Below are 25,050 nucleotides of genomic sequence, written 5' to 3'. Positions count from 1 at the left end.
TCCCGCCCCGCCCGATTTCGGGGCGCGACTGCAGCCGACCTGTGACGTGTGGACAAGCCCCTACTGGAAGGCGGGCCGTTCGGGGTCCAGGGCGGCCATTCCGTCCGTCGGCGACGACGCCTCCGCGAAATGCCGCCGGGGGATCCGCCCGGCCCGGTACGCCAGCCGCCCCGCCTCCACCGCGTGCCGCATGGCGTCGGCCATCAGGACGGGCTCCTGCGCCCGCGTCACCGCCGAGGCGAGCATCACACCCGCGCACCCCAGCTCCATCGCCAGTGCCGCGTCCGAGGCCGTACCGGCACCCGCGTCCAGGATCACCGGCACGCGCGCGTGCTCGACGATCAGCTGGAAGTTGTGCGGGTTGCGGATCCCGAGACCGGAGCCGATCGGCGAGCCGAGCGGCATGATCGCCGCACAGCCCGCGTCCTCCAGCTTCCGCGCCAGCACGGGGTCGTCGTTGGTGTACGGCAGCACCGTGAACCCGTCGTCGACCAGGGTCTCGGCCGCCTCCAGCGTCTCGATCGGGTCCGGCAGCAGTGTGCGCTCGTCGGCGATGACCTCCAGTTTGACCAGGTCGGTGCCGAGGGCCTCGCGCGCGAGACGGGCCGTGAGGACGGCCTCGCCGGCGGTGAAGCAGCCCGCCGTGTTGGGCAGCACCCGGATGCCGAGCCGGTCCAGGACGGACAGCACCGAGCCGTGCACCGAGGCGTTCACCCGGCGCATCGCGACGGTCGTCAGCTCCGTCCCCGAGGCGACGAGCGACCGCTCCAGCACCTCCAGGCTGGGCGCCCCGCCCGTGCCCATGATCAGACGGGACGTGAACGACGTACCACCGAGGACGAACGGATCGTCGGCCATGGTCAGCCTCCTTGGACGGCCGTGAGGACTTCCACCCGGTCTCCCTCGGAGAGCGGCGTGGCGGGCCACTGCGTGCGCGGGACGACGGTTTCGTTGAGGGCGGCGGCCACGCCCGAGGGCGAGGCGGTGAGCGACCTCACGACGGTGTCGAGAGCGGTACCGGGCCGGACGTCCCGGGGCTCGCCGTTGACGGAGATGTTCATGCGGGCTGCTCCGTGAGTGCGGTGGCGGTACTGAAGCGCTTCGGGGTGAAGGGCCGGGCCTCTTCCGGGAGTTCACCGGTGGCCAGGGCGTGCGCCAGGGCGTCGCCGGTCACCGGCGTGAGCAGGACGCCGTTGCGGTAGTGCCCGGTGGCCAGCAGCAGGCCCTCCAGACCCGTCGGGCCGAGCAGGGGCGCGTTGTCGGGGGAGCCGGGCCGCAGCCCGGCCCGGGTCTCCGTGAGCGGCAGCTCGGTGATGCCCGGGACCAGCTCGTGCGCGTCCCGCAGCAGCTCGTACACGCCGCCCGCGGTCACGGTGGTGTCCCAGCCCAGCTCCTCGCTGGTCGCCCCGACGACCAGTTCGCCGCTCTCGCGCGGCACCAGGTACACGTGGCTGCCGCGCACCACCGCGCGCACGGTCCGGCTCAGGAACGGCCCGTGCCGCAGCGGCATCGTCAGCCGCAGGACCTGCCCCTTCACCGGCCGCACCGGAGGCAGCACGTCGTCCGGGACACCGGCGAGCCGCCCGCTGAGGCTGCCCCCGGCGAGCACCACCTGCCCGGCGGCCGCCTCGGTCCCGTCGGCCAGGACGGCCCCCGCGGCCCGGTCCCGTACGACGGTCAGCCGCTCCGCCCACGTCCGGTGGAAGACCACGCCCGCCCGCTCACAGGCGGCGACCAGGGCGCCGGCCAGCCGCCGGGGGTCGATCTGGTGGTCGCCGTCGACCCGCAGCCCGCCGCGCACGCCCGGCGCGAGCATCGGCTCCAGACGCCGGCACTCGCGCCCGGACAGCCACTGCGACTCCAGGCCCGACTGCTGCTGCAGGGCGTGCAGTTCGCGCAGGTGGGCCCGGTCGTCGGCGTCCAGGGCCACGGCGAGCGTGCCGCAGCGGCGGTAGCCGAGGTCCCGGCCCGTCAGCTCGGTGAGCTCGGCGGCGAAGTCCGGGTAGCGCCGGGCCGAGGCGAGGTTCAGGCCGAGCAGGGTCTGCTCGCCGTAGTGCAGTTCCGTGACGGCGGCCAGCATGCCGGCCGCGACCTGCGCGGCCCCGCCGCCCGGCTCGGGGTCGACGACGGCCGTGGCGAACCCGCGCTGCGCGGCCCGCCAGGCCGTGACCAGGCCGATGATCCCGCCCCCGATGACGAGGACGTCTGACGATGTGGACGTAGGCGACATGGGCGTCCAGCCCCTCCCTTCGCCGGCATGACCCGGATCAGGTTCGTACGGTCGGAGGCCGCCAGCCTCCCTCTCAGCCCGGTGCGTCCGGGCTCCCGCGAGTGCTTTACGTTGGCCACCCTAGCCCGATGCCGTATCCCCCAGTAAGGGAGCCTCTCCCATGGCCCGGTCCCTCGACGGTCTCGTCCTCGCCCCGGTCGCCGACCAGGCACCGGGCCAGGTGGGCGCCCGCACCCGGTTCACGTACCACGAGCGACAGGGCGAGATCTGGGCCGAGTACGCGGGCGGCGACGTCGTACGCGGCCGTCTCGTGGGTACCCGGGAAGGTGACCGGCTGGACTTCCGGTACGTCCAGCTCACGCGGGACGGGACCACGTCCTCGGGGCACTGCGTGTCGGCGGTCGTGGAGCTGCCCGACGGGCGGGTGCGGCTGGAGGAGACCTGGGAGTGGGAGTCCCGGCAGGGCGACGGCACGAGCGTTGTGGAGCAGGTCACGGCGCATGAGCACTGACTGACAATGTGTCAGGTGTCTATGGTGATCAGGTGAGCGAGCAGACGCAGGAACCAGATTCGTCCGCGCCGCGGCGCGTCGTCGTGGCGGGTGCGGGGATGGCCGGCGTGCAGACCGCCGTCGCCCTGCGCGAGCGGGGCTTCACCGGTGACGTGATCCTGCTCGGCGCCGAGCCCCACCAGCCCTACGACCGGCCCCCGTTGTCCAAGGCCGTCCTGCTCGGCAAGGCCGAGGGCTCCGCCTTCGACGTCGACTTCGAAGCCCTCGGCGTCGAACTGCGGCTCGGCTGCGAGGTGCTGGGCCTGCGCCCCGCCGACCACGAACTGGACACCGAGGACGGGCCCGTGCCCTACGACGTCCTGGTCGTCGCGACCGGCGCCGAACCGGTCCGGCTGCCCGGCGCGCAGGGCGTGCCCGGCGTGCATCTGCTGCGCACCCTGGACGACGCCGAGCGGCTGCGGCCGGTGCTGGCCCGGCGGCACGACATCGTGGTCGTCGGCGCGGGCTGGATCGGCGCCGAGTTCGCCACGGCCGCCCGCGAGGCGGGCTGCGCCGTGACCGTCGTGGAGGCCGCGGAACGGCCGCTCGCCGGAGCACTGCCCGCCGAGGTGGCCGCCCCGATGACCGGCTGGTACGCCGACGCCGGCGTGACCCTGCGGACGCACGCGCGCGTGGAGCGCGTCGAACCGGGCGCGGTCCTCCTCGACGACGGCGCGCGGCTGCCCGCGGGCGCGGTCGTCGTCGGCATCGGCGCCCAGCCCGCGACGGCCTGGCTGGCCGGCTCCGGGATCGAGCTCGGCTCGTACGGCGAGATCGTGGCCGACGAGCATCTGCGCACGTCCGTGCCGGACGTGTACGCCGTCGGCGACTGCGCCTCCTTCCCCTCGGGGCGCTACGGCGAGCGCCTGCTGGTCCACCACTGGGACAACGCCCTCCAGGGGCCCCGCACGGTCGCCGTGAACATCGTCGGCCGGGCCACGGGGGAGACACCGGCGGTGTACGACCCGGTGCCGTACTTCTGGTCCGAGCAGTTCGGGCGGTTCGTCCAGTACGCCGGGCACCACGCGGCGGCGGACACGATCCTGTGGCGGGGCGATCCCGCCGGACCGGCCTGGACGGTCTGCTGGCTGCGCGGTGAGCGGCTGGTGGCGCTGCTGGCGGTGGGCCGGCCCCGGGACCTCGCGCAGGGCCGCCGCCTGATCGAGTCGGGCACCGCGATGAATCCTGCGCTGCTGGCGGATCCGGCCAGGCCCATGAAGGCCGCGACGACTTGAGCTCCGGCCCCCTCGTGGGGCAGCCCGGGCGGCCCTGCCGGGCCCGGGGCGCCTGCCCGTGTGGACCGGGCCGACTTCCGACTGTCAGTGGCAGATGGCAGGCTGGTTTCCGTGACCGAGATTGACGCAAAGATCGATGCTCTCGTCCCCGCCTGGCTCACCCTCCCCGACATCGCCGAACAGTTCGGCGTCGAGGTGACGCGTGTGCGGCAGCTGGTCAAGGACGGCCAGCTCATCGCCGTACGCCGCGGTGAGAACCGCGCGCTGCACGTCCCCGCCGCCTTCATCGACGGGGACAAGGTCGTCAAGGGCCTGTCCGGGACCTTGACGCTCCTGCGGGACGACGGCTTCACGGACGAAGAGATGCTGGAGTGGCTCTTCACCCCGGACCCCAGCCTGCCCGGCACCCCCGCGCAGGCGCTCAGTGAGAATCGCGGCACGGAGGTGAAGCGCCGCGCCCAGGCGCTCGCGGTCTGACCCGCCCCCGACCGGACAACCGTCCGGTGCCGCGCGAGCGGGGCCGGACCTGAACAGCCACCCGAAGAGGGGCCGTGACCCGAGGGGCCACGGCCCGGGGTGGACCGCGCTTCCCCGGGCCCCGGTGGATGTCCCGTGCAGGAGTCGCGCGCGGACACCGGGGAAGCGGCGCGACCCGCGGGCAGGCGTAGGGTGCCCGAGGCGTGCACAGCGGGACGGAGCGCTCCCGCGCCGCACGCCGCCGGTACTCGCGCGGCCGTCCGGCACGGGTGCGCCGACGCATGGACGGGCCCACCGGCCCGCCCACCACGACACCCAGGGGGACACGCATGACCGGCACCGCCGCCGCCCGGGCCCAGCTCGCCGACGCCCGGGTCTACCTCTGCACCGACGCGCGCAAGCGGCAGGGCGACCTCGGGGCGTTCCTCGACGCCGTGCTGACCGGCGGTGTCGACATCGTGCAGTTGCGGGACAAGGGCATGGAGGCCGGTGAGGAGCTGGAGCACCTGGCCGTCTTCGCCGACGCCTGCGCCCGGCACGGCAAGCTGCTCGCGGTCAACGACCGGGCGGACGTCGCGCACGCCGCCGGCTCCGACGTGCTGCACCTCGGCCAGGGCGACCTCCCGGTCCCCGCGGCCCGCGCGCTCCTCGGCGACGACGTCCTGATCGGCCGCTCCACCCACGCCGAGTCCGAGGCCGCCGCGGCCGCCGTCCAGCCGGGTGTGGACTACTTCTGCACCGGCCCGTGCTGGCCGACCCCCACCAAGCCCGGCCGTCACGCGCCCGGCCTGGACCTCGTCCGGTACACCGCCGCTCTTCGCACCGACCGCCCCTGGTTCGCCATCGGCGGCATCGACCTCGGCAACCTCGACCAGGTCCTGGAAGCGGGCGCCCGGCGCGTCGTGGTCGTACGGGCGATCACCGAGGCCGACGACCCGGGGGCCGCGGCGGCCGAGTTCGCCAAGCGGCTGCGGGAGGTCTAGGGCCGGTCCGAACGACAGGCCGGGGCGAGACGGTTGTCCAAGGGATGGACAACAAGTGGACAATCCGGGCAAATCCCGGCTCGTGGTTGGGGGACCGACCTGCCCTGGCTAACCTGCCCGTATGGCCCTCGGCACCGCATCCATCAGGTCGGACCACGCTCGCACCGTCCGCGACATGCTCGCGGCCGGCAAGACGACGTACTCGTTCGAGTTCTACGCCCCCAAGACCCCGAAGGGCGAACGGAACCTGTGGAACGCCCTGCGCCGGGTCGAGGCGGTGGCGCCCGACTTCGTCTCCGTGACCTACGGCGCGGGCGGTTCCACCCGCGCGGGCACGGTCAAGGCGACCGAGGCGATCGCCTCCGACACCACGCTCACCCCGATCGCCCACCTCACCGCGGTCGACCACTCGGTGGCCGACCTGCGCAACATCATCGGCCAGTACGCCGACGCCGGGATCCGCAACATGCTCGCCCTGCGCGGCGACCCGCCCGGCGACCCCATGGGCGACTGGGTGCCGCACCCGCGCGGCCTCGCCTACGCCGCCGAACTCGTCGAGCTGATCAAGGCGTCCGGCGACTTCTGCGTGGGCGTCGCCGCTTTCCCGGCGATGCACCCGCGCTCCCTCGACTGGGACACCGACGTCCGCCACTTCGTCGACAAGTGCCGGGCGGGCGCGGACTACGCCATCACGCAGATGTTCTTCCAGCCGGAGGACTACCTCCGGCTGCGGGACCGGGTCTCGGCCGCCGGCTGCGACACCCCGATCATCCCCGAGGTCATGCCGATCGCGAGCGTGAAGACGCTGGAGCGGATCGGGTCGCTCACCAACGCCGCGTTCCCGGCCGCCCTGAAAGAGCGGATCCTCACAGCAGAAGACGATCCGGCCGCTGTACGCTCCATTGGTATCGAATTCGCCACGGAGTTCTGTGCGCAGCTGCTCGCCGAGGGGGTGCCCGGCTTGCACTTCATCACGCTCAACAACTCCACCGCGACACTGGAAATCTACGAGAACCTTGGCCTGCACCATTCACCGCAGGCCTAGACCGTTCGCACCGGTATACGACACACTGCGTAGCGGCCACTGGGAGAGGGGCGTACATGGGCTGGGCGGTCCTCTACATCGCGTTCGGCATCGTCGCGCTGTGGCTGCTGGGCGAGGTGCTGCTGCAGTACAAGGCGCGGCTGCGCTGGCGGCTGCTGGCCTTCGTCGGGTTCCTCGGTGTCGTCGTCGGTGTTCTGATCCCGTCGGTCGTCGTGATCGGCCTCGGCGCGGCCGCCTTCGCGGTCGGCCAGACCTACGTCACCCTGTCCTTCCGCAGCGGCTTCGCGTCCGGCTGGGCGATGAACGCGCCCGCGCTGGGCGGCAGCAAGCGCCGCCGGGGTGAGCGCGGCCGCCAGGAACCGACGCTGGAGGTCTCCGGTCTGGAGGCCGAGGGCGGCTACGACGACGGGTCCGGCGCCTACCGCCGCGACACCGCCGCCTACGGCCAGGACGACGACTACGACCGCGACGACGTCTTCACCCCCGCCCGCCCCGCCCACCAGCCGGCGGCCGCCGAGACCACGGCCGTCTACGAGCCGCAGCCCATGCCGGAGGACACCGGCTCCTACGGCACCTACGACAGCGGGTACCAGGCCGCGGGACAGCAGGGCCAGGACCAGTACGCCGCCCAGGCCGCCGACCAGGCCTACGCCTACGACTACTCCGGCTACGGCCAGCAGCAGGGCTACGACGCCACCGGCCAGCAGCAGTACGCCGCCTACTCCGACCCGTACATCGGCTCGTCGAACTACGGCCAGGGCACCTACGACGGCACCTACGGCGACCAGCAGTACTACGGCCAGCAGCAGGGCTACGACGCCACCGGCCAGCAGCAGTACACCGGCAGCTACGGCGGCGAGACCCCGCCCGGCGGGGTGTGGGTCCCGCAGCAGCGCAACACCGACGAGTACGGGCAGGAGCTGCCGCCGGAGCAGCCGTACCCCTACCAGGGCGGCGGGCAGCAGCCGCAGGGCAACGGCTTCGACGAGCAGTACCGTTTCTGAGGCTTCGGTCCCGCCGGGGCGTGGCTTCACTGCGAGCCGCGGAACTCCGGCCCCTCCACGATCAGTCCCGCGACCAGCGCGCCCGACATGCCCGCGTGCGGCAGTCCGCCGCCGGGGTGGGCCCAGCCGCCCACGGTGAACAGGCCGGGCACCCGCGTGCCGTTGGACGGGTGCAGCAGCCGTCCGCCGGCCGCCGCCAGGGCCGGCACCGGCACCGCCCCTCCCTCCGCGCCCGTCTCTTCCGCGGTGTCGGCCGGGGTGCGCGCCTTGTGCCAGAGGAGGCGGTCGCGCAGGCCGGGCGCGGCGCGTTCGGCGGCGGTGATCATGTGGTCCACGAGGTCGCCGTGCGGCTCGCCGGGCCGCGCGGGCACCGCCGTCGTGACGGTGACCGCCTCGTGGTCCGCCGGGGCCAGGCCGGGGTCGTCGGGCCGTAGCACCGTGACCGTCGGACGGCGATGCCCGGCGCCCGTGCCGAACAGCGCCTCCAGCTCGGCCTCGCGGTCCGGGGTGTGCACCACCGTGCGGTGTGCCGTGCCCGCGGGGCGGGGGCCGCGCAGGGCGAGCAGGAGCGTCAGCCGGCCGGCTGACGCAGGCTGGGGCGGAACCTCACTCCCGCCCCGCAGGGCGGTGCCCGGAGTCAGGCGGTCCAGGATGCCGGGTGCGACACCGGCGACCACGAAGTCCGCCTCCGCGACCGACCCGTCGGCGAGTTCCACTCCGGACGCCCGGCCGTCCTTCTCCAGCACCCCGGTGACCTCGGCGCCGAAGTGGAACTCGACCCTGCGGGCCCGGCACCGCTCGTACACCGCCCGCGCCAGCTCGCGCAGGCCGCCGCGCACGTACCAGGTGCCGAAGGCGTGCTCCAGGTACGGCAGGACGGCCGCGCTCGCCGGGGCGACCCGTGGGTCCAGGCCGTACCCGAGGGCGTGGCTCTCCAGGAGTGCCGCGAGCCGGGGGTCGCGCAGCTCCCAGGCGCCGACCTCGGCGAGGGTGCCGGCCCGGCGGGTGCGCAGCAGCCGTTTGTGCGGCACCGACGGGTAGGGCTCGCGCTCGGCCAGCACCTGCCAGTTCGGCCAGAGCGGCTCCTCCAGCAGCGGCCGGCGGGTCCGGTCCCAGGCCTCGCGGGCCCGGACCAGGAAGTCGCCCCAGCGCTTCCCGGCGCCCGCGCCGAGCCCCTCGTCCAGGGCGGCGACGACGCCCGCGCGCGAAGCGTTCGGCAGTGACACCCCGGTGCCGTCCGCGAACACGTGCCGGGACGACGGATCGACCTGGACCAGCTCGACGCAGGACTCCAGCGGCTCCTTGCCGGTCTTCACGAACAGGTCGCGGTAGACGGCCGGCAGCGGCAGCAGGGCGGGGCCGGTGTCGAAGGAGAAGCCGTCGCGCTCGAAGCGGCGCAGCGCTCCGCCGTACGTGTCCGTCCGCTCGTACACCGCCACCCGGTGGCCCGCGACGGCCAGCCGGGCGGCAGCCGCCAGCGCGCCCATCCCGGCGCCGATCACCGCAATCCGTGCCATGCGGCGACCTTATCGGCCCCCACCGACAGCCCCGGCCGACGGCCTCCGAGTACGGGCGCGGAGGCGATCGTGACCAGGCGGCGGTACAGCGCTGTGGGGCCCCGTGCGCAGGTCTGAGTATGCCTACCTAGCCGGGGAGTTGAGTACGCGCGCGGATGGGGGACGACCTGCGCGGACGGGAGAGTGGAGACACGGAGAGGGGCACGGCTCCGGCACCGGCGACACGGGGCGCCGGAACGGAGCCGGCCCACGATCCGCTCCTTCCGCCGGCGGTGTCGGCGGGAGCGAGGCACGGGGGAGAACCGGGGGACGACCGCAACGGGGGTCCTGCGGGGGGAACGTACGGGGGAGCAGGGAAACGGGGGAGCACGGAAGGCGCCGGTTCGAGGTGGCCCGCGGGGGACGCGGCCACAGCGGACCGGCGCTTTCGCGCGGTGGCCGCAGCCGCGGTCAGCGGCAGCCGCTCACCCTCCCCTGCAGCAGCCGCGACAGGGCCGCGTGGACGTCGTCCAGGGAACGCTCCGGCTGGAACGACTGCCAGTCGAGCGCGGCGACCAGGACCATGCCGACCAGTGCCGCCGCCGTCAGCGGCACGTCGATCTCCTCGCTGAACTCGCCGTTGCCGACGCCCTCGCGCAGGACGTCCTCCACGACCGCGACGGCCTGCTGCCGGACCACCATGAGCGTGGACTGCCAGGCCCGGTTGGTGCGCCACAGTTCGGCCACGTACAGCTGGGTGAAGGCCGGGTAGCGGTCGATGAAGACCAGCCCAGCGCGGATCATCGCGTCCAGGGCGTCGACCTTGCTGCCGCCCTCCCGCGCGGTCCGCTCGGCCGCTTCCCGCAGGGAGGCGGTCAGCAGACCCACTCCGTGCCGCAGCAGTTCCTCGAAGAGGACGGACTTGCTCGCGAAGTTGTAGTAGACCGTGCCCTTCGCGACCCCGGCACGCTCGGCGATCTCGTCCACGGTCGTGGCGGAGAACCCCTGCTCGGCGATGAGCGTGACGGCCGCCTCGTAGAGCTTCTGCCGGGTGGCCTCGCGGCGCGTGCTGCCGCCCGACGCGGCACTGCTGCTTTCCATGGCCCTGATTGTCACAGGAACCTTTCCGGGGGACGTGACGGTGGGGAGGCCGACGGGCACGGCGGCGGGGCTCACAGGCTCAGCTCCGGGTGCAGCCGGTCCAGCGTCCACACCTGGCGCCGCCGGGCCGCCACGGCGGTCAGCGCAAGGGCGCCCGCGGTGAACGCCGTCAGCACCACGCACGCGTGCCACACCGGTTCGAGACCACCGCCCGTGATGAGCCGCCTCAGGGCCTCGACGACGTAGCTCATCGGCAGGAACGGGTGGAGCGCGTTGAAGAAACCGGGGCTGGTCTGCACGGGGTACGTGCCGCCCGCCGACGTCAGCTGGAGCATCAGCAGCGCGAGGACGAGGATCCGGCCCGCCGCCCCGAAGCGCGCGTTCAGCCACTGCACGATCGCCGCGAAGCACGCCGTCACCAGGAACAGGAAGCCCACCGTCCCGGCCGCCCGGGCCATCTCCAGGCCGACGGCCCAGTGCAGCACCGACATCAGCGCCACCGTCTGGAGCACCCCGATCGCCACCACCGGCAGCCAGCCCGCCAGCGCGATCCGCCACGCCGGAGCGCCCGCCGCCAGCGCACGCCGGTTCATGGGCGCGATCAGCATGTACGCCACCATCGCACCCACCCACAGGGACAGCGGGATGAAGTACGGCGCGAACCCGGTGCCGTAGTTGGGCGCCTTGTGCAGGTCCTGGGAGGCGAGCCGGACGGGGTCGGCCATGACCTCGGTGCGCCGGTCGCGGTCCCGTTCGTCGTAGTCGGGGATCTTCTCCGCCCCGTCGTGCAGACCGCCGGCGAGCTTCCCGGAACCGCCGACGAGCTTGTAGATGCCGCCGTTGAGGTCGTCGGCGCCCGTCTTCAGCTTGCCGACGCCCTTGTCCAGGTCGACGGCACCGGTCTTGGCCGTGCCGATGCCCTTGTGCAGCTTCTTCGCCCCCGCGGCGACCTCGGCCGCCCCGTCGTTGAGCTTGTTGATCTTCTTGACGGCGTCGGTGAGGTCCTCGGAGAGGTGCGGGGCGCGGTTGGCGAGGGCCTGCGACTGCTTCTGGAGGGTGGCGAGGTTCTTGTCGAGCTTGTCCAGGTCGCCGTCCTGGTCCGCGATCACCGTGTTGACGTCGTCGGCGATGGTGGTGACGTCGGCGGCTGCGTCCTTGGCCTTCTTCAGGTCGGAGCAGGCCGCGTCGGGCAGGACGGGGTCGTCGCAGCGCCGGGCGTAGACGTCGTTCAGTGTGCCGGATGCCGCGCGGGCGCCCTTGGCGGCGGTCGGAGCCGTCTTCACCAGGGTGTCCAGGTGCTTGCGGGTCACCCCGGAGGTGTCGGCGATCATCTGCGCGGTGTCGCCGATGGTCTTCTCGTTGCCCTTCAGGAAGGGGCCGACCTTGTCGGCGGTGCCGTTGACCCGGTCGGCGAGCTTCTGCGTGCCCGCGGCGACCTGCTTCGCGCCGTCCGCCACGTCGCCCGCGCCGGTGTGGAGCTTCTTCAGGCCGGTGGAGAGCTTGCCGCTGCCGGTCTTGGCCTTCCGCAGGCCGTCGGCGAGGTCCTTGGAACCCTTCTCGGCCTTGCCGATCCCGCCCTTGAGCCGGTCGGCGCCCTGAGCCGCCTTCACGGTCTTGCCGTGGATGTCGGAGAACGACACGAAGATCTTGTCCAGGAACGACCGGGACGTCTTCGTGGACGCCGCCTGCCGGACCTCGCCGAAGACCGTGCGGGAGATCTGCCCGACGATGTAGTTGTTCGCGTCGTTGGTGTGCACCTGGAGGGCGCCGGTCTCGGGGCTGTCCCCGGAGCTGGAGGCGATCCGCTCGCTGAAGTCGGCGGGCAGGGTGAGCGACAGGTAGTAGCTGCCGTCCTCGACGCCCCTGCGGGCCTCGGCGGCGCTGACCTCCTGCCAGTCGAAGGTCTTGCTGTCGTGCAGGCCCTTCGTGATGTCGTCGCCCGCCGTGATCCTCTTCCCGTCGGCGGTCACCCCCTTGTCGTCGTTCACGAGCGCCACCGGGATCTTGTCCAGACGGCCGTACGGGTCCCAGAAAGACCACAGGTACAGCGCGCCGTACAGCAGCGGCAGCACCAGCAGCGCGACCAGAGCGGCGCGCGGCAGCTTCCCCCGCCCGAAGCGGCGCAGCTCAAGCGCGGCCAGTCTCGGCGAGCGCATCGGCCTTCTCCTCTCCCTGGCCGGGCCGGTCGGCCTGGTCGGTCTCGTCCTCGGTGGGCGGCTCTTCGCTTCTCTCCGCGGTGGTGACCTTGACGGCGCCCTCGGGGGCCTCGCTGCACACCGCCACGACCGTCGTCCCGGCATCGGCCAGGGACTTCAGCAGCGCCCAGACCTCCTCCCGCTCACCGTCCGCGAGCTTGAGGTCGGTGTCGTCGATGCCGAGCAGCCGCGGCCCGCCGACCAGGGCGAGCGCCACCGACAGCCGCAGCGCCTCCAGGCGCTCCAGGTCTCGTACGGCCGTGCGCGGCCCCTTGGGCAGGGCCTCCAGATCGAGCCCGGCGGCTTCGAGGGCGGCGTCGACGCGCTGCCCGGCCTCGGCCGCCCGCTCGCTGCGGGGCCGCAGCAGACCGCGCAGGGACGCGCCGAACCGCTGCTGGAGCAGGACCCGCTCCCGCAGGTGCTCGCCGACGGTCAGCGCCGGATCGAGGTCGGTGACCCCCGGGACGTGCGCCAGCGCGCTGATGCCCCGCACCGCCGCCATCTGCTTCGGCAGCTTCGCGTCCCCCACCGAAGCCGTGCCCTCCGAGACCTTCATCCGCCCCGTCAGCGCGAGCAGCAGGCACGTGCGGCCGGACCCGGACGGTCCCTCGACCGCGACGAGCGCCCCCGGCCCGGCGTCGACGGAGATCCCGCGGACCGCCCACCCCCGTGGCCCCTTGATCCCGAGGCCCTCGGCGACGATCCGCACCCCTCCCGCCCGTTCCCCCACGAGTCTCCCCTGAAATTTGAACTGACTGGTCAGTGCAAAAACTACTCCGAACCTACGAGCGAAGCAAAACAGCAGGTCAGAACGGATTGTCAGTGCCATACCTCACGATGGGTCACATACGGCACTCCGTGACCGGACGTGCCGTCACACAGACGACAGGAGGTTCGTCATGGCCAGCTATCACGCAGCAGCCGCCCGTCGGCGCCGCGCCACCGGCCCTGCCCCCTCACTGACCGGCCCGGCGAGCGACGTGCACCCCGTGCTGCGCCGGGCCACGGCCCCGCCCGCCGCCCTCGACCTGCTCGCCCAGGCCCGCGCGAGCCTCGACGAGGCCACCGCCCTGGAAACACCGAACGAGCGCTACGCGACGGCCCACCTCGCCGCCCTGCGCACCGCCGCCGCGGTACTCGCCGCCCGGGGGCGCCCGGAGACCTCGCCCCGGGCCCGGGCCAAGATCCGGAGCGCCTGGGAAGTGCTCCCCGAGATCGCGCCCGAACTGACCGAGTGGAGCGCGCTGTTCGCCGCCGGCGCCCGGCGCCGGGCCCGGGCCGAGGCCGGCATCCAGGGCGCCGCCACCGGCCGGGACGCTGACGACCTGATACGGGACGTGGCGATGTTCCTGCGCCTCGTCGAGCGGATGCTGGTCCTCCAGCCGGTCCTCCCGCAGCCCCGCCCTGACCAGGACCGGCCCGAGGGCCCCGGCCCGGGGAGGGACATGCCGGACGCGGGCTGACGGGGCGGGGGCCTGGGTCCGGTCGGGGGCCCGGGCCGGGAGCCCCCCGGCCCGAGGACCGTCTGGCACCGGGTCATACGGGTGCCGCGGCGTAGGCAATAGGGTGGGGGACGCCTGAAGTCTTCCCCCCCGCTGGCCGGGGCAGGGGAAGACGCCCCGTTCACGCCGCCGCGCAGAGGCGGTGCCGCGCCGAGGAGTCAACTGCCGTGTCGGACCCGATGCGCCCCCGCGCCTCACTCCGTACCGCCGTGGTCTGGGAGGTCCTCCAGGACGCCCTGGACCGCCGGGCCAAGGCCACGGGCCGGGAGGCGCTGGACGTCCTCGACACCGGAGGCGGCAGCGGCAACTTCGCGGTGCCCGTCGCCCGCCTCGGTCACCGCGTCACCGTCGTCGACCCCAGCCCCAACGCGCTGTTCGCCCTGGAGCGCCGCGCCGCCGAGGCCGGTGTCGCCGACCGCGTCGAGGGCGTCCAGGGCGACGCCCACGGCCTCTTCGACGTGGCCGAGCGCGGTGGTTACGACGTCGTGCTGTGCCACGGCGTCCTGGAGTACGTGGACGACCCGGCTGAAGGCGTCCGCAACGCGGTGGCGGCCCTGCGCGCGGAGGGCGTCCTCAGCCTGCTCGCCGCCGGGCTCGGCGGTGCCGTGCTGGCCCGCGCCCTCGCCGGGCACTTCAAGGAGGCCCGGCAGGCACTCGACGACCCGAACGGACGATGGGGCACGGGTGACCCGGTCCCGCGCCGCTTCACCGCCGAGCAGCTCACGGGCCTGGTCGAGGCCGCGGGACTGCGCGTCGGTGCGGTGCACGGGGTACGGGTCTTCGCCGACCTCGTGCCCGGCGTCCTCGTCGACACCGAGCCCGGGGCGCTGGAAGCGCTGCTGAAGCTGGAGGAGGCCGCGGCCGAGCTTCCCGCCTTCCACTCCGTGGCCACGCAATTGCACGTGCTCGGTGAGACCGGCGGGTCCGCTGCAACAGGTGGGGCCCGCGATACCGATGGGGCTGCCGAGGCCTGAACCGCCTCGTGAGGTACCGCCGCTGATCAGCGCCTTGGCTGCGCATGGAGTACGCCACAGGCCCCCCGAATGGACGCGGCGCGCCGTATGATCGAGGGAGACCGTTCCGGCATGACGGGTCGGCCGCCGGGGAATGGAAGCCTCAGCGAGCCGGGACGCCCATGGCGGGGTCCGGTTGGTCAATTGGCGCAGAGGGGCGGGTTTCACGGGGGCGATTCCCTGCCTATCCTGAAGGGACCCCCCGGGTCGCCCCGGCGACTGCACGATGAGGAGGACTCCGTGCCGCTCTCGGAGCACGAGCAGCGCATGCTCGAGCAGATGGAGCGAGCGCTGTACGCCGAAGATCCCAAGTTCGCGACAGCGCTTGAGGGAAGCGGGCTGCGCACGTACACCCGGCGACGGGTCTACCAGGCGGTCGCCGGCTTCCTCGTAGGTATCGCGCTCCTCATGGCTGGAATGGTCGCCAAGCAGGTCTGGCTCAGCGTCGTGGGCTTCCTCGTCATGCTGGGCTGTGCGGTGCTCGCCGTCACCGGCTGGCGCAAGGCTCCCAAGCCGGGCGAGCAGGCCGGCGGTGGCGCCGGGCCCCAGGCCCGCCGACAAAGTCGGCAGCGCCGCTCCGTGATGGACCGCATCGAGCAGCGCTGGCAGAAGCGCCGCGACGAGCAGGGCGGCCACTAGCCCTCGCCCTCCGCGCAGCCTCTCCAGGCCTACGTCCGCATACGTACGTCAGGGGGTGACCACCGAGCCGGTGGTCACCCCCTGACGCATGCCTCGGCAGCTACGCGAAGACCGTCCCGGCCCAGTAGGCGGAAACCCGCCCTGGCCCCGGTACGCGAAGGCCGGCCGGCGCACGCGCGCCGACCGGCCTGATCCGCTCGTATCCCTCAGCCCTGCTGGCCCGACCCCTTCCGCCAGGTCGGCCGCATCGCCACGGCGCGCTCCCGGACCCCCGTCCACCAGGCCGACGCCGCCCACACCACCCGCACGGTGGAGCGGGGAGCCACGAGCGCCCGGAGCCGGGCCGGGCGGCCGGCCGCCGCGCTGAGGCCCGCCGTCGCACGGCGGACATCCTCCGTGAGGCCTGCCACGGGGCGGGGATGCGGTGCGTACAGGACCTGCTCCACCGCGTTCGCCACCCGGTGCACCGAGGCCGCGGCCGTCGCGTCGAGGTCGCCCAGACGGACGATACGGGCGGCCGCCTTGCGCGGTGTCTGCGACTCGTCCGGCGTGATGCCGAAGTCCCACGCCGTGTCGGTCAGCTCCTGCCAGACGGCCAGCGTGTGCCGCGCCGCGTCCGTCTCGCTGCGGCCGTGCGCCCCGAGCCGTACCGTGCGCGTCCGCAGCCGCCACAGCATCGGTGCCAGGGGGAGTGCGAGGACGGCGAGACCGGCGAGGGCCCACACCAGGAACGCGTACCACTTCGGGCCGTCGTCGTCCGTGGGCAGCGCCGCCTGCGGCGACTCACTCGCGCAGCCGCCGTCCAGCTTCTTCTGCTCCGGGGTGCAGGACTCGCTCGCCGACGGTGCCGAGGAGGGAGCGGTGGACGTCGTCTCGGACGGCCGCACCGGGTCGGGCACCGAACTGTCGGGGCTGTCCGGCAGGGTGTACGACGGCATCGAGCCGCGGTTCGGGGTGGGCTCGAAGCGGGTCCAGCCCACGCCCTCGAAGTACAGCTCGGGCCAGGCGTGCGCGTCGCGCAGGCCCACCGACACCGAGCCGTCCGCCTGCGGGGAACCGGGCGCGAAGCCCACCGCGACCCGGGCCGGGATGCCCAGGGAGCGGGCCATCGCCGCCATCGCGAAGGAGAAGTGCACGCAGAAGCCCTGCTTGTCCTTCAGGAAGCGGGCGATGGCCTGCGAGCCGCTGCCCACCTGCACCTGCGTGTCGTACTCGAAGCCGCCGGTCACGGCGAACCAGTCCTGGAGCTTGACCGCCTGGTCGTACGGGTTGGCGGCGCCCTCGGTGACCTGGCGGGCGGTGCGGCCCACCACCGACGGCAGCGAGTCGGGCAGTTCGGTGAAGTCGTCCTCGACGTCCGCGGGCGGCGGCCCCGCCGCGGCGAGCTGCCGCGCCGTCGGCTGCATCTCCAGGCTCTTCACCTGGTACGTCAGGCCCCGCGTGTTCTGTCCGTGGTCGCCGACCAGGGTCATGCCCACCGGCTCGTAGCGCCAGTTGCCGCTGATGCGCACCCCGCTCGGCGGGTACGGCATGGGCAGCCAGTCCTGGGCGTACCAGTCGGCCGCCGTGATCGTGGTGTCGACCTCCCTGCGCTTGACGTCCGGGCTGAGGCCGACCGGGGCCGGGAAGGTGCCGTCGGGAACGGCCGTGATGGACCGCCGGGACGGCTTCCACGTGGTGCCGTCGAAGTCGTCCAGGGACACGATCCGCAGATACAGGTCCGAGACGTCTTCCATCTTCGTCCGCACGGACAGGACTTGCTGGTCCTCGTCCGCGTTCAGGCTGTCCCGCAGCGACACCAGCGGGTTCACGGCGGAGATCGTGCCCCCGCCGCCGGGGCCGCCGCCCGCGCCGGCGCCCACCGAGTCCAGCAGGCCGCCGTTCATCGCGGGCAGGCCGAGCGGGACCACCAGGGCGATGCCCAGCGCGACCACGCCGATGCGCCGGCCGGTGCGGACCGGGGCGACCGCGCCGCCCGGTTCCCCGCCGGACGTGCGCGGAGCACCGCCGAAGACCCGGCCCCACTGCGAGAGCCGGTCCCGCCCCTCGGCCAGGAGCAGCATCAGATAGCCGGCCGCGGCCACCAGGAACCACAGCCAGTCCGTGCCCCCGTCGGACAGCCCGGCGGCCACGGAGTACAGCGCGAGCAGGGGCAGCCCGGCCGGGGCGGCACTGCGGAACGTCACCGCGAGGGTGTCCACCAGCAGCCCGATGACCAGGACCCCGCCTATGAGCATCAGCCGGATGCCGTCGGACTCCAGGGGCGCCGGGATCGCGTACCGCGCGATGTCGTCCCCGCCCTGCTGGAGCAGGACCGCGAAGCGGTCGAAGGCCTGCGGCCCGGGGATCAGTCCGACCAGGGCCTGCTCACGGGCGAACACGAAGGTCAGCAGCGCGACGGTGACCACGGCCTGCGCGGCGACGGTCAGCGGCCGGGCCAGCGGCACCCTGCGGGCAGCGGCACCCACGCCCGACTGCAGGGCCAGCAGGAAGGCCGCCTGCACGATCCATGTGGCCGGCTTGACCAGGGGCAGCAGGGCGCACGCGGCCATCAGCGTGGCCGCCCAGGCGCCCAGCGTCAGTCGTACCCGCCCGCTCATCCCCGCCCCTCCCCGCCGCTCGCGGCGGCCACACCCCTGCGCTCCCGGTCGGCCTGCCGCCACACCTCGTCGACCGAGGCGCCCCGCGGCACCCGCAGGGCCGTCCAGCCGGCCTCCCGCAACATGCGCAACCGGTCTTCGCTCCTGTCCAGCGGACCCGGGACGTCGCTCGGTTCCCGCACCCAGCTCTCGCTGTCCAGCACGAAGGCGACCGCGCCCGGGCTGCGCTGCCGCATCCGGCCCAGCACCGCCGCCTGGTCCTCGTCCAGGTCGCCGAGGAAGGCCACCAGCAGACCCTCGTTCCCGCCGCGCAGCACGTCGTAGGCCCGGGACAGGCCCGCGCCGTCGGAGTGGTCGATCACCGCGAGGGTGTCCATCATCAGCCCGGCGGCGTCCGCCGACTCCTGGCTCGCGCCCGCGAAGCCGTCACCGCCCTCGCCGGGCACCGCGTTGCCGGTGTCGGTCAGCAGCCGCACCGAGTAGCCCCGTTCGAGCATGTGCACCAGCACCGACGCGGCGCCCGACACGGCCCACTCGAAGGCCGAGTCCGGTCCCGCGCCCTGGTAGGCGATGCCCCGGGTGTCCAGCAGCACCGTGCAGCGAGCGCGCTGCGGCTGCTCCTCGCGGCGGACCATCAGCTCGCCGTAGCGGGCGGTGGAGCGCCAGTGCACGCGGCGCAGGTCGTCGCCGTAGCGGTAGCCGCGCGGGATCACGTCGTCCTCGCCGGCCAGCGCGAGCGAACGCTGTCGGCCGTCGCCGTACCCCTTGGCCTCACCGCTGAGGCGCACCGGCGCCAGCGGCTCCACGCGCGGGATCACGGTCAGGGTGTCGTACGTCGAGAAGGACCGGGTCAGCTCGCACATGCCGAACGGGTCGGTCAGGCGCAGCTGGAGCGGGCCCAGCGGGTAGCGGCCGCGCAGGTCGGAGCGCACCCGGTAGGAGACCTCGCGCCGGCCGCCCGCCTCGACCCGGTCCAGCACGAAGCGGGGCCGGGGGCCGAGCACGTACGGGACCCGGTCCTGGAGCATCAGCAGGCCCGTGGGCAGCCGCGAGACGTTGTCCATCCGCAGGTGGACCCGGGCCTCGCTGCCCGCGGGCACGCGCGCGGGGGAGAGCCGGCGGCTGCCCGCCACCCGGTAGCGCGTGCGGTACAGCACCGCCGCGCACACCAGCGGCAGCACGGCCAGCAGCAGCCCCACCCGCAGCAGATCCGCCTGCCCGAGCACGTACGAGCAGACCGCCGCCGCGACACCGGCGGCCAGGAAGGAGCGTCCGCGGGTGGTCAGACCGGCCAGAGCGGTGCGGATGCCGCCCTTCTCGCCCCGGTCGGCTTCCGCGTGCCCCGTCCCCGCGGTGGTCATCACAGCCTCCGCGGCGGCTGCTGGGGGTAGGCCGGGGCCGCACGGTCGAGGCCGCCGAAGCCGCTCTGCTGCTGCGGCGCCGCGGTCGGCACCGGGGTGCGCTGCAGGATCTCCTCGACGACCTGCTCGGAGGTGCGCCGGTTGAGCTGGGCCTGGGCGGTGGGCAGCAGCCGGTGGGCCAGGACGGCGACGGCGAGGGCCTGGACATCGTCCGGCAGCGCGTACTCCCGGCCGCTGAGGGCCGCGGACGCCTTCGCCGCGCGCAGCAGGTGCAGCGTCGCGCGCGGGGAGGCGCCGAGTCTCAGGTCGGGGTGCGTGCGCGTGGCGCCGACCAGGTCGACCGCGTAGCGCCGGACCGGCTCGGCGACGTGCACGCCGCGCACCGCCTCGATCAGCTTGAGGATCTCGTGCGCGTGGGCCACGGGCTGGAGGTCCTCCAGCGGCGAGACGCCGCCGTGCACGTCCAGCATCTGCAGTTCGGCCTCCGCGCTCGGGTAGCCGACCGACACCCGGGCCATGAAGCGGTCGCGCTGGGCCTCCGGCAGCGGGTAGGTGCCCTCCATCTCGACCGGGTTCTGCGTCGCCACCACCATGAAGGGACTGGGCAGCTCGTAGGTCTTGCCGTCGATGGTGACCTGGCGCTCCTCCATCGACTCCAGGAGCGCGGACTGCGTCTTGGGCGAGGCGCGGTTGATCTCGTCGCCGATCACCACCTGCGCGAAGATCGCCCCCGGCTTGAACTCGAAGTCACGGCGCTGCTGGTCCCAGATGGACACACCCGTGATGTCCGACGGCAGCAGGTCCGGCGTGAACTGGATGCGCCGCACCGAGCAGTCGATGGACCGCGCCAGCGCCTTGGCCAGCATCGTCTTGCCGACACCCGGGACGTCCTCGATCAGCAGATGTCCCTCGGCGAGCAGTACGGTCAGCGAGAGCCGTACGACCTCGGGCTTGCCCTCGATCACGCCTTCCACCGACTCCCGCACGCGCTCCACGACGGCGGTCAGATCAGTGAGGCTCGCTCGATCGTCATAGGTCGTCACCCGGCCCTCCTCGGCCTTTCCCGCGCTCCCAAGGAGCACGGGATACCCCATTTTCCCGGGCCGACGCCGCATGACGCAGGCCGGCCCACCCCGAACCACGGACACCACGCGTGAAAAGTTCCGCGTGACGCCACTCCCGCATTCTTGCTGCCGTTACCGTTTCGTGTCACTCGACTGTGGACAACTGGCCGCGATATGTCGGTCTTACGACCATTCGAACGCGTGACTGACAGGCTTTCGACAGCTACAGCAGGTGGTCTTCCGGGGCGGGGGCCCACGGCGCCCAGGCCTGCGGGCCGGGTCAGGAGGCCGGGTCGACCTCGCGCAGCAGGCCGGTCTTCACGTCGAACACGAATCCGCGCACGTCGTCGGTGTGCGGCACGAACGGCGAGGTCCGCACGCGCTGCATCGACTGCCGCACGTCCTGGTCGACGTCCCGGAAGGACTCCACCGCCCACGCCGGGCGCTGGCCGACCTCCGCCTCCAGCTCGTTGCGGAAGTCCTCCGTGAGGCTCTCCAGGCCGCAGCCGGTGTGGTGGATGAGCACCACGCTGCGGGTCCCCAGCTTGCGCTGGCTGATGGTGAGCGAGCGGATCACGTCGTCGGTCACGACGCCGCCCGCGTTGCGGATCGTGTGGCAGTCGCCCAGCTCCAGACCGAGCGCGGCGTGCAGGTCGAGACGGGCGTCCATGCAGGCCACGACGGCGACCTGCAGGACGGGACGGGCGTCCATGCCGGGATCGGTGAAGGCCTCGGCGTAGCGCTCGTTGGCTTCGACGAGCCGGTCGGTGACGGTGCCGCCGGTGGTCGCGGCGTGGGGGCCAGTGGGAACCGATGCAGAAGTCGTCATAACCATGACGTTACTGGTCACCAGTGTTCTCGTCCCGCTGTGAGGGGGGACAAAGAACGCCATCAGACCTTGTAGTGAGGTAACCCACAGGGCCGATGTGTCGTGGGCTGCGACGCGCAGGCCGGTTGATTGACCGCGAGACAGGGTGGACTAAAGTGACGCGAAGCGGGAGGCGAGAGTCTGCCCGCTGGACTGATTCTTCGGAGATCCCGGCGACGACCGGGAATCTCCCCGCGTGCGCGGCGCGTACGTACGGGCCCGCCGGATCTGAGAGGGCCCCTTGAGCGAGAGTCGACACGTCCCGGTGATGCTCCAGCGGTGCCTTGATCTGCTGGCACCCGCCCTGGAGGGCCCGGACGCCGTGGTCGTCGACTGCACCCTCGGCCTCGGCGGGCACAGCGAGGCACTCCTGGAGAGGTTCCCCGCCGCCCGGCTCGTCGCCCTCGACCGCGACAAGGAGGCCCTGCGCCTGTCCGGCGAGCGCCTCGCCCCCTACGGCGAGCGCGCCACCCTCGTGCACGCCGTCTACGACGAGCTCCCCGAGGTGCTGCACAGGCTCGGCATCGCGCGCGTGCAGGGTGTCCTGTTCGACCTGGGCGTCTCCTCCATGCAGCTCGACGAGGCCGACCGCGGCTTCGCCTACGCCCAGGACGCCCCGCTCGACATGCGCATGGACCAGACGACCGGCGTCAGCGCGGCCGAGGTGCTCAACACCTACCCGCCGGGCGAACTGGTGCGCATTCTGCGGGCCTACGGTGAGGAGAAGCAGGCCAAGCGGATCGTCAGCGCGATCGTGCGGGAGCGGGAGAAGGAGCCGTTCAGCAACAGTGCGCGGCTCGTCGAACTGATCCGCGACGCCCTGCCGCAGGCCGCCAAGCGGACCGGCGGCAACCCGGCCAAGCGCACCTTCCAGGCCCTGCGCATCGAGGTCAACGGCGAGCTCTCCGTCCTGGAGCGGGCGATCCCGGCCGCCGTGAAGGCGCTCGACGTGGGCGGGCGGATCGCCGTGCTGTCGTACCACTCGCTGGAGGACCGGTTGGTCAAGCAGGTCTTCGCGGCGGGCGCGGCCACCACCGCGCCGCCCGGACTGCCCGTCGTCCCCGAGCGCTACCAGCCGCGGCTCAAGCTGCTCACCCGCGGTGCCGAACTCCCCACCGAAGAGGAGATCGCCGAGAACCGGCGGGCGGCACCGGCGCGGCTGCGCGGGGCCCAGCGCATCAGGGAGGACGTCGAGTGAGGCGTGTGCAGGCCGGACCGAGGGAGCGTGCGTGAGCGGCAAACCCGAACTGAAGGGGAGGGCGGCCCGACTCGCCCGGCTCCTCCCGACCGGCCCCGGGCAGGCGGCCCGGACGCCCTTCGTCCTCCTGGTCATCCTCCTCCTCGGCGGCGGTCTCATCTGTCTCCTGGTGCTGAACTCGGCGCTCAGCGAAGGCGCGTTCAAGCTCGACGACCTCCAGCGCGGGACCAAGAACCTCACCGACGAGGAGCAGGCCCTCCAGCGGGACATCGACGCCTACTCCGCCCCCGGCGCCCTGCAGCGCCGCGCCCGCGAGCTCGGCATGGTGCCCGGCGGCGACCCCGCCTTCCTCGCCCCTGACGGCACCGTCAAGGGCGTCCCCAGCGCCGCCCCCGGCGTCCGGCAGTCCTCCGTGCACACCCCCCTGGTCCTCGCCCCCGAGGCCATGACCGACGGCCCTCCTCCGACCCCCGGCAGGTGACGGAAGTGTCCGACAGGGAACCGCCACGCCGCCGCGTGCCCGGCCCCGCCAGGCCCGCCCGCCCCGACGCCCGGCGCCGTCCCGGCCCCGGTGCCCGTCCGGCCCGGCGGCCGGGGCAGGGCCGCCCGCCGGCGCCCAGGCCGCTGCGGCTCGGCAGCCCCCGCCCCCGCCTGCGCCTGGTCGGACTCGCACTGACCCTGGTGTTGAGCGCCTTCGTCGTGCGGCTCTTCCAGGTGCAGGCCGTCGACGCGAGCACGTACGCCGCCAAGGCCGAGCAGAACCGCTACGTCGGGCAGGTGCTGGCCGCGGACCGGGGCGAGATCACCGACCGGTCCGGGGTCGCCCTCGCGACCAGCGAGGACGCCTACGACATCACCGCCGACCCCACGATGTTCGCCCCGAAGATGCTGAAGATCGGGGACGGCCCCGAACAGGCTGCGGCCCTCCTCGCGCCGATCCTCGGCCAGGAGCAGGAAGCCCTGGTCGAGAAGCTGCGCCCGAAGAACAAGGCCCTGCGCTACGTCAAACTGGCCTCCCGCCAGACCCCGCAGGTCTGGAAGCAGATCAAGGACCTCAAGTCGGCGCTCGCCAAGAAGGCGGAGACGGACAAGTCCACGCCCAACGTCCTCTCGGGCGTGTTCTCCGTCGCCACCAGCAAGCGCGTGTACCCCGGCGGCGACCTCGCCGCCGGCGTCCTGGGCTGGGTCAACGGCGAGGGCAAGCCCGGCGGCGGCATCGAGCTGCAGCTGAACAAGCAGCTCGCCGGCAAGGACGGCAAGATCCGCTACGCCCAGTCCGGCGGCCGTCTCGTGCCCACCGCGGGCTCCACCGAGACACCCGCCGTGTCCGGCAGCGACGTCGAGCTCACCATCGACCGCGACATCCAGTGGGCCGCCCAGAACGCCATCAGCGACCAGGTGAAGGAGTCCGCGGCCGACCGCGGCTACGTCATCGTCCAGGACACCCGCACCGGGCAGATCCTGGCCATGGCCAACTCACCGGGCTTCGACCCGAACGACCTGTCGGACGCGGACCCGGCCGCCCTCGGCAACGCCGCCCTCCAGGACGCCTTCGAGCCCGGTTCCACCGCCAAGGTCATGTCGATGGCGGCCGTCCTCCAGGAGGACGCCGCCACACCGGGGACCCATGTGGTGGTGCCCAACCGGCTGCATCGCGGCGACCGGCTCTTCAAGGACGACATCGACCACCCGACCTGGTACCTGACGCTCAACGGCGTCCTGGCCAAGTCCAGCAACATCGGCACCATCCTCGCCACCGGACAGCTCGGCAAGACCCAGGCCCAGGCCAACAAGGTCCTCTACGACTACCTGCGCAAGTTCGGCCTCGGCAGCTACACCGGCCTCGGCTTCCCCGGCGAGACCAAGGGCATCCTCGCCCCGCCCGACAAGTGGTCCACCTCGCAGCAGTACACGATCCCTTTCGGCCAGGGCGTCTCCATCAACGCCATGCAGGCGGCCTCGGTGTACTCGACCATCGCCAACGGCGGGGTCCGTATCGAGCCCACCCTCGTGCGCGGCACCAAGGGACCCGACGGGCGCTTCACACCCGCCCCGAAACCCGCGGAGAACCGGGTCGTCAGCGCCAAGACGGCGAAGACCCTCGCCCAGATGCTGGAGTCCGTCGTGGACGACGAGGAGGGCACCGGCACCAAGGCGCGCATCCCCGGCTACCGCGTCGCGGGCAAGACGGGTACCGCCAACCGAGTGGATCCGGCCACCGGCAAGTATCACGGCTACACCTCGTCGTTCGCCGGGTTCGCTCCCGCCGACAAGCCCCGCATCACCGTCTACTGCGCCATCCAGAACGCCACCCAGGGCAGCTACTTCGGCGGTCAGATCTGCGGGCCCGTCTACAAGAAGGTCATGGAGTTCGCACTGAAGTCCCTCCAGGTCCCGCCGACCGGCGCCAAGCCCGCGAAGCTGCCCGTCTCCTTCAAGCAGTGATCAGGGCCAACACGCCCTGCCCGTACTCAGCCCCACCGAGCCAC

The 25,050-nt window shown here is 73.1% G+C and carries 23 protein-coding genes and 1 riboswitch; of the genes, 12 read left to right on the top strand and 11 right to left on the bottom strand.

Annotated elements, in window-relative coordinates; translation table 11 throughout:
- Positions 1-60: 60 nt before the first annotated feature.
- From OO68_RS32010 to thiO, 3 genes are all read right to left on the bottom strand, one after another.
- Positions 61-858, bottom strand: a complete 798-nt coding sequence (locus OO68_RS32010) for a thiazole synthase (protein WP_033312701.1) — start codon at positions 856-858, stop codon at positions 61-63.
- 2 nt (positions 859-860) lie between these two features.
- Complete coding sequence (gene thiS / locus OO68_RS32005) at positions 861-1,061, bottom strand: sulfur carrier protein ThiS (RefSeq protein ID WP_033312700.1); 201 nt, start codon at positions 1,059-1,061, stop codon at positions 861-863.
- Entirely contained in the window at positions 1,058-2,230 is a 1,173-nt protein-coding gene (thiO, locus tag OO68_RS32000) for a glycine oxidase ThiO (RefSeq protein ID WP_033312699.1), read from the bottom strand. The genes thiS and thiO overlap by 4 nt, the downstream gene beginning before the upstream one ends.
- Positions 2,228-2,339, bottom strand: a riboswitch (TPP riboswitch). It overlaps the preceding gene by 3 nt.
- Positions 2,340-2,390: 51 nt before the next feature.
- On the opposite strand from thiO, the gene OO68_RS31995 reads away from it, so the two are divergent.
- The 6 genes from OO68_RS31995 (at position 2,391) to OO68_RS31970 (ending at position 7,524) form a co-directional block, all read left to right on the top strand.
- Complete coding sequence (locus OO68_RS31995) at positions 2,391-2,741, top strand: avidin-fold protein (RefSeq protein ID WP_033312698.1); 351 nt, start codon at positions 2,391-2,393, stop codon at positions 2,739-2,741.
- 32 nt (positions 2,742-2,773) lie between these two features.
- The gene (locus tag OO68_RS31990) at positions 2,774-4,015 is read left to right on the top strand and encodes an NAD(P)/FAD-dependent oxidoreductase (RefSeq protein ID WP_078625590.1); all 1,242 of its coding nucleotides are present in this window, start codon (positions 2,774-2,776) and stop codon (positions 4,013-4,015) included.
- A 111-nt stretch (positions 4,016-4,126) separates the two neighbouring features.
- On the top strand, positions 4,127-4,492 hold the full coding sequence (locus tag OO68_RS31985) for an Rv2175c family DNA-binding protein (protein WP_031131943.1): 366 nt from the start codon (positions 4,127-4,129) through the stop codon (positions 4,490-4,492).
- Between the two features lie 329 nt (positions 4,493-4,821).
- A complete protein-coding gene (gene thiE / locus OO68_RS31980) occupies positions 4,822-5,475 on the top strand; it encodes a thiamine phosphate synthase (RefSeq protein ID WP_033312696.1) in 654 nt (217 codons plus the stop codon).
- Positions 5,476-5,596: 121 nt separating this feature from the next.
- Positions 5,597-6,520 (top strand): methylenetetrahydrofolate reductase [NAD(P)H], encoded by a 924-nt coding sequence (gene metF / locus OO68_RS31975; RefSeq protein WP_033312695.1) that lies wholly within the window; start codon positions 5,597-5,599, stop codon positions 6,518-6,520.
- 56 nt (positions 6,521-6,576) lie between these two features.
- Positions 6,577-7,524, top strand: a complete 948-nt coding sequence (locus tag OO68_RS31970; protein ID WP_033312694.1) for an SCO2102 family sporulation regulator — start codon at positions 6,577-6,579, stop codon at positions 7,522-7,524.
- A gap of 26 nt (positions 7,525-7,550) precedes the next feature.
- Here OO68_RS31970 and OO68_RS31965 read toward each other — a convergent pair whose 3' ends face one another.
- The 4 genes from OO68_RS31965 to OO68_RS31950 all read right to left on the bottom strand — a co-directional run bounded on the left by OO68_RS31965 (position 7,551) and on the right by OO68_RS31950 (position 13,046).
- Positions 7,551-9,041, bottom strand: coding sequence for a phytoene desaturase family protein (locus tag OO68_RS31965; RefSeq protein WP_033312693.1), 1,491 nt, complete (start codon positions 9,039-9,041; stop codon positions 7,551-7,553).
- Between the two features lie 450 nt (positions 9,042-9,491).
- Positions 9,492-10,121 carry a TetR/AcrR family transcriptional regulator gene (locus OO68_RS31960; protein WP_033312692.1) on the bottom strand — a complete coding sequence of 210 codons (630 nt, stop codon included), beginning with the start codon at positions 10,119-10,121 and terminating at the stop codon, positions 9,492-9,494.
- Between the two features lie 71 nt (positions 10,122-10,192).
- Positions 10,193-12,277, bottom strand: a complete 2,085-nt coding sequence (locus OO68_RS31955; RefSeq protein WP_033312691.1) for a YhgE/Pip domain-containing protein — start codon at positions 12,275-12,277, stop codon at positions 10,193-10,195.
- Positions 12,249-13,046, bottom strand: coding sequence for an ATP-binding cassette domain-containing protein (locus tag OO68_RS31950; RefSeq protein ID WP_033312690.1), 798 nt, complete (start codon positions 13,044-13,046; stop codon positions 12,249-12,251). Before OO68_RS31950 ends, OO68_RS31955 begins: the two co-directional genes overlap by 29 nt.
- Positions 13,047-13,215: 169 nt before the next feature.
- Here OO68_RS31950 and OO68_RS31945 point away from each other — a divergent pair, with 169 nt between their 5' ends.
- The 3 genes from OO68_RS31945 (at position 13,216) to OO68_RS31935 (ending at position 15,470) form a co-directional block, all read left to right on the top strand.
- A complete protein-coding gene (locus tag OO68_RS31945) occupies positions 13,216-13,779 on the top strand; it encodes an SAV_6107 family HEPN domain-containing protein (protein WP_033312689.1) in 564 nt (187 codons plus the stop codon).
- Between the two features lie 206 nt (positions 13,780-13,985).
- Complete coding sequence (locus OO68_RS31940) at positions 13,986-14,792, top strand: methyltransferase (protein ID WP_033312688.1); 807 nt, start codon at positions 13,986-13,988, stop codon at positions 14,790-14,792.
- A 279-nt stretch (positions 14,793-15,071) separates the two neighbouring features.
- Complete coding sequence (locus OO68_RS31935) at positions 15,072-15,470, top strand: SCO2097 family morphological protein (protein ID WP_033312687.1); 399 nt, start codon at positions 15,072-15,074, stop codon at positions 15,468-15,470.
- A gap of 206 nt (positions 15,471-15,676) precedes the next feature.
- On the opposite strand, the gene OO68_RS31930 is transcribed toward OO68_RS31935, so the two are convergent.
- From OO68_RS31930 to OO68_RS31915, 4 genes are all read right to left on the bottom strand, one after another.
- A complete protein-coding gene (locus OO68_RS31930) occupies positions 15,677-18,070 on the bottom strand; it encodes a transglutaminase TgpA family protein (RefSeq protein WP_033312686.1) in 2,394 nt (797 codons plus the stop codon).
- A complete protein-coding gene (locus OO68_RS31925) occupies positions 18,067-19,431 on the bottom strand; it encodes a DUF58 domain-containing protein (protein WP_033312685.1) in 1,365 nt (454 codons plus the stop codon). The genes OO68_RS31930 and OO68_RS31925 overlap by 4 nt, the downstream gene beginning before the upstream one ends.
- Positions 19,431-20,474: an AAA family ATPase gene (locus OO68_RS31920; RefSeq protein WP_033312684.1), complete on the bottom strand. Its 1,044-nt coding sequence runs from the start codon at positions 20,472-20,474 to the stop codon at positions 19,431-19,433. The genes OO68_RS31925 and OO68_RS31920 overlap by 1 nt, the downstream gene beginning before the upstream one ends.
- A gap of 301 nt (positions 20,475-20,775) precedes the next feature.
- Positions 20,776-21,324, bottom strand: coding sequence for a beta-class carbonic anhydrase (locus tag OO68_RS31915; protein WP_033312683.1), 549 nt, complete (start codon positions 21,322-21,324; stop codon positions 20,776-20,778).
- A gap of 280 nt (positions 21,325-21,604) precedes the next feature.
- Here OO68_RS31915 and rsmH point away from each other — a divergent pair, with 280 nt between their 5' ends.
- From rsmH to OO68_RS31900, 3 genes are read left to right on the top strand one after another with little or no spacing between them, the layout of a single operon-like run.
- Positions 21,605-22,561, top strand: a complete 957-nt coding sequence (gene rsmH, locus OO68_RS31910) for a 16S rRNA (cytosine(1402)-N(4))-methyltransferase RsmH (RefSeq protein WP_078625587.1) — start codon at positions 21,605-21,607, stop codon at positions 22,559-22,561.
- A gap of 31 nt (positions 22,562-22,592) precedes the next feature.
- Positions 22,593-23,042 carry a cell division protein FtsL gene (gene ftsL / locus OO68_RS31905; protein ID WP_033312681.1) on the top strand — a complete coding sequence of 150 codons (450 nt, stop codon included), beginning with the start codon at positions 22,593-22,595 and terminating at the stop codon, positions 23,040-23,042.
- A gap of 5 nt (positions 23,043-23,047) precedes the next feature.
- Positions 23,048-25,006, top strand: coding sequence for a peptidoglycan D,D-transpeptidase FtsI family protein (locus tag OO68_RS31900; protein ID WP_280922555.1), 1,959 nt, complete (start codon positions 23,048-23,050; stop codon positions 25,004-25,006).
- The last annotated feature ends 44 nt before the right edge of the window (positions 25,007-25,050 follow it).

Origin of the sequence: Streptomyces iakyrus, assembly GCF_000717055.1 — a bacterium.
Lineage (GTDB): Bacteria > Actinomycetota > Actinomycetes > Streptomycetales > Streptomycetaceae > Streptomyces > Streptomyces iakyrus.
The sequence above is the reverse complement of the archived record's forward strand: the minus strand, read 5'-3'. Positions and strand labels throughout refer to the sequence as shown.